Below are 8212 nucleotides of genomic sequence, written 5' to 3'. Positions count from 1 at the left end.
GTATTCGAGGGGAGGGACACCGCGGGGAAGGGGGGCACCATAAAACGCATCCTCGACCGGCTCAACGCCCGCCAGTGCCGGGTCGTCGCACTGGGCACGCCGACCGAGCGGGAACGCACCCAGTGGTACTTTCAGCGCTACCTGGTGCACCTGCCCGCCGCCGGCGAAATCGTGCTGCTCGACCGGAGCTGGTACAACCGGGCGGGGGTCGAGCGAGTGATGGGCTTCTGCACGGACGACGAATACGACGAGTTCCTGCGTACCTGCCCGCAGATCGAGCGAGCGCTGGTCCGCTCCGGGATCGTCCTGGTGAAATACTGGCTGTCGCTCAGCGACGAGGAGCAGGAACGTCGCTTCCAAGAACGGATCGACAATCCCGGCAAGCGGTGGAAGCTGTCGGCGATGGACCTGCAGGCACGGGCCCGATGGGTGGACTTCGCGGCGGCCAAGGACGAGATGTTCGCCTACACCGACATTCGCGAGGCGCCCTGGCACGTGGTGGACGCCGACGACAAGCGTACGGCCCGGCTCAACCTGATCAGCCACCTGCTGTCGGTCGTCCCGTACGGCGATGTGCCGCAGGAGCGCGTGGTGCTGCCCCCGCGGCAGGAGAAGGCCTACAAACGGCCCCCGATCGACAGCCAGGCCTGGGTGCCGCGCCGCTACCTGCGGGGTTGAGCGGGACCGGCCCGCTGCCCGGGTCCGTTCGGGCCGCGGTGGCCGCCGGCGCCTCGGTGCCACCCGATGCGGGTGAGGCTGCCCTCGCGCGACTGCCCTTTCCGTGCCGGTGGCGGCCGTCGGCCTGGCGGTGCCGCGGCGCCGACGGGCCGTGCCGGCGGTGGCCGTCACCTCCCGCTGCCCGCGGTTCTCCGGCGTCCACCCGCCGGCCGGCACGCCGTTGACCTGGTATGTGGCGTTGCCCACGCCGCATTCCTGCGGGTGAGTTCCCGGTTGGCCCAATCGTTGGGCGGATACGGTACCCGGCAGGGAATGAACGGATGGCGGCCCGCGGCCGGCCACCTGTGGAACCTGCGATTCGAGCGGGAGAGGATTTCGTGCGCAAGTTCGTCATCATGGGAGTACAGGGCAGTGGCAAGGGAACCCAGGCGACGATGCTGGCACGGGATTTCGACCTCGTCCACATAAGCGTGGGCGATGTTTTCCGTTGGAACGTGCAGAACCACACGAAGCTGGGCGCTCAGGTGAAGCGGACGGTCGCCGCCGGCCATCTGGTCGGAGACGATCTCGTCGAATCGGTGGTGCGCACCCGGCTGGCCGAGCACGACTGGAACTACGGGTTCATCATCGACGGATTCCCCCGCAATGCGCGGCAGGCGGAGTTCTTTCTGGAGAGCTACGACATCGACGGGGTCATCTACCTGGATCTTCCGGACGACGAGGTCTACCGGCGGGTGTTGGCCCGCCGGCTGTGTTCCCGCTGCGGCCTGGACTACAACCTGATAGCGAGCCGGCCGGTCATGCCGGACACCTGCGACGTCTGCGGAGCACCGCTGCAGAAGCGCGCCGACGACAATCCCCAGGCGCTGGCCGTGCGGCTGCGTGACTACCACGAGAAGACCCAGCCGGTGATGGAGATCTTCCAGCGCAAGGAGTTCGTGGCTGTCGTCGATGCCCGCCGCGTGCCACGGGCCGTCCAGACGGAGATCCGCGGGTATTTCAACCTGCCGGACCTGGCCCCCGCGGCGGTGTGATCCCGCCGCCGCCCGGCTGGCTAGTGCTTCGTCGGCTGGCTAGTGCTTCGTGAACACGATGGCGATCGCGTTGGACTGGCCGAGGCCCGCGGCGCCGATGCTCCCGGTGACGCTGTGCCCGTCGAAGGCCAGCGCGCGGGCGACGCCGGGGATGCCGACGTCCGAGGTGATCCGGTAGCCGGCCTGCGGCAGCGCGGTGCGGTAGAAGGCCGCCACCCGGTCGCTGGACACCCCCGACAGCGTCACCGTCGAACTCTTCCCGGTGGTCGTGCCGACCTTCACGGTCGCCCCGGGCGGTACGGGGAAGTCCGCGGGGACGTTGGTACCGTGCAGCGCCGCCGCGCCGGTCACCGCGTCGGCCTTCCCGACCCCGGGGATGGATGTCGACAGCGAACTCGGCAGGGCCGTGGGCAGGCCGCTCGGCAGGGCGGTCGGCAGGCTCGCGCTGGCGCTCGGGCCCGGCACGTCGCCGCCGTCCGAGCCGCAACCCGCCGTCAGACCGACGAATCCGGTCAGAGCGAGCCCCGCCACGAGCACCGTGGCCCGGCGGACCCGGCGGACCCCCGGGCGCGTCGCGTCGAGGGGCGTCGCGTCGAGAGCCTGACTGTCGGGCACGGTGGGGTCCTCCCGCTCGATCCCGCGGTTGCCGGGTCCACCTGCCGCATCGCTTCAGGTGCCCGGGGAGGGCGGACGCGATGGCGACGTGCCGCAGCGATGACGGACGGCGGCCCGGTGTCGGCATTGTGCCGACGCATCCACGCCGACCCTAGTCGCGGTCGGGTGCCGCCGGCCCGAGGTGTCGGCTGGCCGTCACGAGTGCCGGTGCCGGGGGTACCGAGATCGGTGCAGGTCCACCCGAACGTGCTGCCTACAGGTGCTGATTGACCGTGCGTTCGGCGCCCGCGCGCCCCACCGCCCCGGGCCGTCAGCGCCCTGCTGACCTGGGGGCGAAGCCGACCCTCGACTGAAGACCGAGCAAAATTTCGTATTTGCGGCACGAAGGAGGTTTCGCGATGGTAGTGGCGGGGTACCCGGCAGGCGGGTGCTTGCCCTGTTTGTCCGCTTCACCCGATCTCGGGAAGGATGGATCGACGTGCGGGATGCCGTAGGGGGTTCGGCGGGCGTGCCGCGCAGCTCGACCAGCTGTCACTTTCCGTAATGCATTCGTGACGTTATGGTGAGTTATCGGCGGAAGGGGGTGTGTCGTGCCGAGCGTGGTCGAGCGGCGCGCGCCCTGTCCCGCGGGCCAGCGCGCCTGGACGAGGAAGTCCAGGACTATGCCGAACTGGCATTCCGATTTCTTCCTATACAGCCAGGTTTGCCGACACCGTAAGTGAGGTTATGCGTGCAGTACGAACTTCGGAGTGTCCCGCCCCGGTGTTCCGTGTTGAGCACCCGACACCTGTACGTTCTCTGAGCGTGGCGGTCACCAATAACGCGGTGATCGGTGTGGCCCTTGGCTACATCGAGGCGAACCCGGACGAGATGGACCTCATGCGGTCCTTGGTCGTGCTTGCCCTGCACGGGCCTGCCATCACAGCCCGTAGCACGACTCCGGCTCACGTCACCTGCCGCGCCGCGATCGTCTCCCCCGACTGGCGTGTTCTCGAGATCATGGACTCGTCCACCTCCATCTGGCACCTGCCGGGCGGCCACGTGGACGCGGGTGCCTCGTCCCTGCTCGGTGCGGCGCTCGGGCTCGCCGCCCGCCACGCCGGAGTGGATACGAACATGGTCATCCCCGGCGCAGTCATCCCCTTCGACGTCGAGGCCTCGATCGCCGAGGCCGCCCCGGCACGGGAGGAGCCGGAACACGTCCACTACGACATGACCTACCTGTTCCACGTCGAGGACCGCAGCCTCGCCGTGCCCGACTCCGTCAGCACCCGCGTGCGCTGGGTCGAGCCCGGAAAGGTCGCCGGCCAGCTCGGCGTGAAGCTCACGGAGGCGTCCCGCCACTCCCGCCTGGTGCCCTGACTCCAGTCGGCGGGACGAACCAGCCGGGGTACGCCTGCCGGCGGACGCGGGGCCGCCGCGTCCGCCGGGGCGGCCCGGTCGGCCCAGGTGCCGGCCCGGACGAACGCCAGCACGCTCCGCCGAGCCGCGCCGGACCGACCGTCCGGGGCAGAACTCTGGCCGGTCACGCCGAACCGGCCCACTGCCTTGCCCATCCGGAGGGTTCGGCATTCGATCTGTCCCTCTGGGCAGGGAAAGGCGGCTACTGGGTGTCGGTGACGAAGCGGAGGTAACGCTCGGCGGAGCGGCGCACGGCGGCCCGACCGTCGGCGCGGACGACGGTCTGCCAGAACGCGCCGTAGACGGCGTCGAAGTCGAACGGTTCGAGCAGTTCCAGTGCCCGGCGGACGACGCTGGGCCGTTCCGGGATGTAGTTCGGGTAGCTGTACATGAAGCTCACCCACCGGCGGTCGAGGACGACCTGCAGGATGTCGCCGGAGAACAGCGCCCCCCTGCCGCCCTCGCCCTGAGCCCAGTGCAGGACCGTGCCGCCGGCGAAGTGCACCCCGCCGTTGATCAGGGTCAGCCCGTCGCCGATCGTCAGCGCGTCGCCGGACCACAGCTCGACGGCGTCGTCCGGCCGGCCGAGCCAGTCGGCGTCCGCGGCGTGGATGTAGATCGGGGCCCCGCCGAACGCCCGGCTCCAGTCGATCATCGCTCCGTAGAAGTGCGGGTGGCTGATCGCGATGGCGGTGACGCCGCCGAGCTCGGCGACCCGGCCGGCGAGGTCGTCGTCGAGGAAGGGCACGCAGTCCCACAGGATGTTGCCCGCGTCGGTCTGGACGAGCAGCGCCCGCTGCCCGATGGAGATCTTCGGCTCGGCGCCGACGCCGGTCACCCGCTCGCCCTCCGGACGGAGCACGCCGTGGTAGCCGTCGGCGCGCAGCCGGGCCAGCGACGTCCACCGCTGCCCCTCCCAACCGACGAACTGCCGCTCGTCCTCGCAGACCGGGCAGTCGACCCGCGCAGCGGCGTACTGCACCCCACAGGTCAGGCAGATCGGCAGGTCGAGATCGAGGTCGGGAAGGCGGAACGGCACGGGCACCCCCGGAGGCGGGTCGGCGGCTGGGGTTCGGTGGTGCTGGTCAGCGGGCCACGAGCTGGCGGAACCGGGCTGTGGTGGAACACCAACGGTGTCACGCTCGTGTCCGAGCTGAGCGCGTGGACGCGCAGCAGCGCGATGAGGTGGTCGCCGGCGGCGACCTCCCGGGCGAGTGCGCACTCCAGCGCTGCCGCCGAGTCCGCAATGCCCACCGCCTCGGGTTGTCCGTGCGTCCGACGGGTTCGTGCCACCGGGCACCGTGCGAACAACAGTCGCGGCTGCGTGTTTCTCGCCGTCGCGAGATCGGTAACCCACGTATTGCGCCGATGATCGTGACGGGAAAGATGCTGCGGCGTCAGGGCGAAACTTCCGGTTACGCCGTCGCGGCAATATGCGGGCGGCGCCGCGGCTGATCGATGCGCGCAGGCCCGGCGGGCTGCTCGCGGCCCTGTAGCGGAGCCCGGCCAGCCGGCGCGTGGGAGGCCCGATGCCGGCTGGATTCTTTCGCCTTCCCTACATCTTCACCCAGTAAGTCGCTTTAGTGGCGCTTTGTGGGGGTTGATGACGCGCCTCTACGCCGACAATGAGGTGTCGGCTCCGAGTCAAGAGGTACCCATGAACCCATCCAGCAGGAACGTCGAACGGGGGGCCGCGACCCGGGAACACCTGCTCGGCGTCGCCACCCGGCTGTTCGCCGAGCGGGGCTACGAGGGCACCTCGATCGACGCCGTCCTCACCGCGACCGGGGCCAGCCGCGGTTCGCTTTACCACCACTTCAAGGGCAAGGACGCGCTGTTCGACGCGGTGCTGGAAGCGGTCGAGCTGGACGTGGGCCGCCGGCTGGTGGCCGCGGTCGGCGCCGACGGCGGGGGCGACCCCGCCACCGCGCTGCGCCTGGGCTGCCTGGCCTGGATCGGCATCGCGGGCGACCCCGTCGTGCGGCGCATCCTGCTCATCGACGCGCCGGGGGTCCTCGGTTGGGCGCGTTGGCGGGAGCTCGACGAGCGGCACGCCTTCGGCAAGATCAAGCAGACGGTCGCGGAACTCGCCCGCGACGGCGTGTTCGACGCCGCGATGGTCGACCTGTTCGCGCACGTGCTGCTCGCCTCGATGAACGAGATCGCCCTGCTCGTGGCCCGGGCCGGCAACCAGCGCGTCGCCATCCGCCAGGCCCGCGCCGCCGTCGACGAGCTGCTGCGCCGGCTGCTGCGCCCTACCTGACCTTCTCGGCCACCGCGGCATCACGGTGGACGCCGTGCTGCCCGGCTGGTGGAGACCGACGGAGACGCCGCCCGTTGGGTCATCGGCCAGACCATCGCCGCCACCGGTGGCCTGTCCTTCTGACCGACCGGGCGCCGGTGGCCGTGAAACCATCATCCGCATGGACCCTCGTCCGCCGGCCCGACCCGCCAACCTGATCGGCCGGGCGGCTGTGCTGGCGCGGGCGCAGACGCTCCTGGCCGCGGGCGGCCGCGTCCTGCTCGGGATCGCCGGGCCGCCGGGCGCGGGGAAGAGCACCCTCGCCGACTGGCTCGCCGCGCAGCTCGCCGCCCGCCATGGCACGGACCCGAAGCTCGTGGCTCAGGCGCCGATGGACGGCTTCCACCTGCCGAACGCCACGCTCGCCCGGCTCGGCCTCGCCGACCGCAAGGGCGCCCCCGAGACGTTCGACGTCGCCGGCTACGCGGCCCTGCTGACCCGGCTGCGCGCCGGCGGGCCCGAGGAGGTGGCCGCGCCGTCGTTCAGCCGTGTCCACGACGCCGCGGTCCCGGGAGCACACCGGATTCCGGCCTCCGTGCGGCTGGTGATCTGCGAGGGCAACTATCTGTTGCTGGACGGCGCAGCCTGGGCCCAGGTGCGCGCATGCTGCGACGAGACGTGGTTCCTCCAGGTCGAGGAGGAGATCGCCCGGACCCGTCTGATCGCCCGGCAGACAACCGGCGGCCGCTCCGGACCGGCCGCCCGCACATGGGTCGAAGAGAATGATCTCAACAATCTGCGTCTGGTGGATGCGACGGCGCGGCGCGCCGATTACCTGCTCCGGCTGCCCCCCGTGCTGCCGCCCGCCCCCTGAAGCCAAGTGCCGAAAACCGTAACTACGCCTCGGCACGATTCCGTGCACATCGGATTCTCGTGGCCACTGGCCACTGAGGACCCACTCGTCTCGGACGCGGGCGCCTCGTCCTGGGCGGTCAGTCACGAGCGCGTGCCGAAGCTCGTCACCGACCGGGCCGCGACCCGCGACGCTGCGGCGAGCGCGTCCACCAGACCGGCGGTGGTGAGTCGGGGCAGGGCCGCGATCGACCAGGCGAACGCCCCGTGGAACACGTCGCCGGCGCCGAGCGTGTCCACCGCGCGGACGGCCGGGGGCAGGACCTCCCCGCCGGCGCGGGCGGTCGCCCACCGGACCGGGCCGGGGCCGTGGGTCACCGCGGCGAACGAGGGCCCGTGCGCCAGCAGGTAGCGCAGCACCTCGTCCGGGTCGCCGCCGACTCCCGGCGGCCGGAAGGCGGACCCGCACAACGCCACGTCGACGTGGGGGAGCAGCCGCTTGGTCCCCGGCTTCCAGGAACCGCCGTCGAACACCACGGGCGGCCGCCCGGACGAGGTTGCCGTTCCGTCCGCCAGGTCGGCCGCATCCGTGGCGCTCGCCGGGTCCATGGGGCCCGTCGACGCGGGCGCGCCCGATCCCGTCGGCCGGGACCGGCGAGCTTCCAGGATGTTGACGGCGACGTCGAGCTGATGGCCGTCGACGAGGACGACGTCCGCGCCGGCGAGCAGGGCCCGCGCGGCGTCCGCGGCGGACGGCACGGCGGCCGGCAGCGCGCCGTGCGCCGACACCACCGCCCGCTCTCCGCTCGCGAGGTTGACCATGATCGCCGAAACCGGCAGGGCCGGTGCCCCTGGTTGCAGGTCGTGATGCCGGATGCCGAGCATGGCGAGATCCGCCCGCACCGCGGCGGCCAGCGGCCCGGAACCGACCGCGCTGACAAGGGTGGCCCGCCCCCCGAGGTGGGCGAAGGCCACGGCGGCGCCTGTCGCCGGGCCGCCCGCGGCGACCACCAGATCGTCGGCGACGATTTTTTCGTCGGGTCCGGGTAGGTGTCGGACCAGGTAGATCGTGTCGAGGGTCGTGAGGCCGACGAACAGCCCCACCGGCTGTCCGGCCACAGCCCCAACCGGCCGCGCCTTCGCCCCGTCGGCCTGCTTCGCCCCGTCGGCCTGCTTCGCCACGCGTCCTCCTGTTATCGGCCCGGAACCGGTCTGGTCTGCGCCGGGCAGGAATCGGTACCTCTGCCCGAGTATTCGGGTTACTGAACCTTTCCCGGTAACCTTTCGTCACCTTTGGTAGCAACAACGCTGTGTGCATACGTTGATCTCTACGTGGTGCGCTGGTGCTCCATGTGGAGCAGCACGAGGCATGCTTTCACCACGGATCCGA

8 protein-coding genes are annotated in these 8212 nt (G+C 71.2%); 5 read left to right on the top strand and 3 right to left on the bottom strand.

What is annotated here, in order from left to right:
• Nucleotides 1–678: polyphosphate kinase 2 (ppk2, locus tag NBZ85_RS23670; RefSeq protein ID WP_261562617.1), on the top strand; the 678-nt coding region annotated here is incomplete at its 5' end.
• 377 nt (nucleotides 679–1055) lie between these two features.
• Nucleotides 1056–1712 carry an adenylate kinase family protein gene (locus NBZ85_RS23665; RefSeq protein WP_261557833.1) on the top strand — a complete coding sequence of 219 codons (657 nt, stop codon included), beginning with the start codon at nucleotides 1056–1058 and terminating at the stop codon, nucleotides 1710–1712.
• A 39-nt stretch (nucleotides 1713–1751) separates the two neighbouring features.
• On the opposite strand, the gene NBZ85_RS23660 is transcribed toward NBZ85_RS23665, so the two are convergent.
• Entirely contained in the window at nucleotides 1752–2327 is a 576-nt protein-coding gene (locus NBZ85_RS23660; RefSeq protein ID WP_261562616.1) for a hypothetical protein, read from the bottom strand.
• A gap of 804 nt (nucleotides 2328–3131) precedes the next feature.
• On the opposite strand from NBZ85_RS23660, the gene NBZ85_RS23655 reads away from it, so the two are divergent.
• On the top strand, nucleotides 3132–3689 hold the full coding sequence (locus NBZ85_RS23655; RefSeq protein WP_261557835.1) for an NUDIX hydrolase: 558 nt from the start codon (nucleotides 3132–3134) through the stop codon (nucleotides 3687–3689).
• 241 nt (nucleotides 3690–3930) lie between these two features.
• On the opposite strand, the gene NBZ85_RS23650 is transcribed toward NBZ85_RS23655, so the two are convergent.
• The gene (locus NBZ85_RS23650; RefSeq protein ID WP_261557836.1) at nucleotides 3931–4767 is read right to left on the bottom strand and encodes an MBL fold metallo-hydrolase; all 837 of its coding nucleotides are present in this window, start codon (nucleotides 4765–4767) and stop codon (nucleotides 3931–3933) included.
• A gap of 618 nt (nucleotides 4768–5385) precedes the next feature.
• Here NBZ85_RS23650 and NBZ85_RS23640 point away from each other — a divergent pair.
• Together NBZ85_RS23640 and NBZ85_RS23635 are read left to right on the top strand one after the other, a co-directional pair.
• Nucleotides 5386–5991 carry a TetR/AcrR family transcriptional regulator gene (locus NBZ85_RS23640; RefSeq protein WP_261557839.1) on the top strand — a complete coding sequence of 202 codons (606 nt, stop codon included), beginning with the start codon at nucleotides 5386–5388 and terminating at the stop codon, nucleotides 5989–5991.
• Between the two features lie 160 nt (nucleotides 5992–6151).
• Complete coding sequence (locus NBZ85_RS23635; protein ID WP_261557841.1) at nucleotides 6152–6844, top strand: nucleoside/nucleotide kinase family protein; 693 nt, start codon at nucleotides 6152–6154, stop codon at nucleotides 6842–6844.
• 122 nt (nucleotides 6845–6966) lie between these two features.
• On the opposite strand, the gene NBZ85_RS23630 is transcribed toward NBZ85_RS23635, so the two are convergent.
• On the bottom strand, nucleotides 6967–8004 hold the full coding sequence (locus NBZ85_RS23630) for a PfkB family carbohydrate kinase (protein WP_261557843.1): 1038 nt from the start codon (nucleotides 8002–8004) through the stop codon (nucleotides 6967–6969).
• Nucleotides 8005–8212: the final 208 nt, after the last annotated feature.

It is taken from the genome of Frankia tisae (assembly GCF_025403405.1).
Classification (GTDB): domain Bacteria; phylum Actinomycetota; class Actinomycetes; order Frankiales; family Frankiaceae; genus Frankia; species Frankia tisai.
This window is presented reverse-complemented; position numbering and strand designations above follow the sequence as displayed.

Excerpts from the sequence above, each read along its gene's own strand:
- NBZ85_RS23635 (WP_261557841.1), top strand. The coding sequence starts at position 6,152 with ATGGACCCTCGTCCGCCGGCCCGACCCGCCAACCTGATCGGCCGGGCG.
- NBZ85_RS23640 (WP_261557839.1), top strand. The coding sequence starts at position 5,386 with ATGAACCCATCCAGCAGGAACGTCGAACGGGGGGCCGCGACCCGGGAA.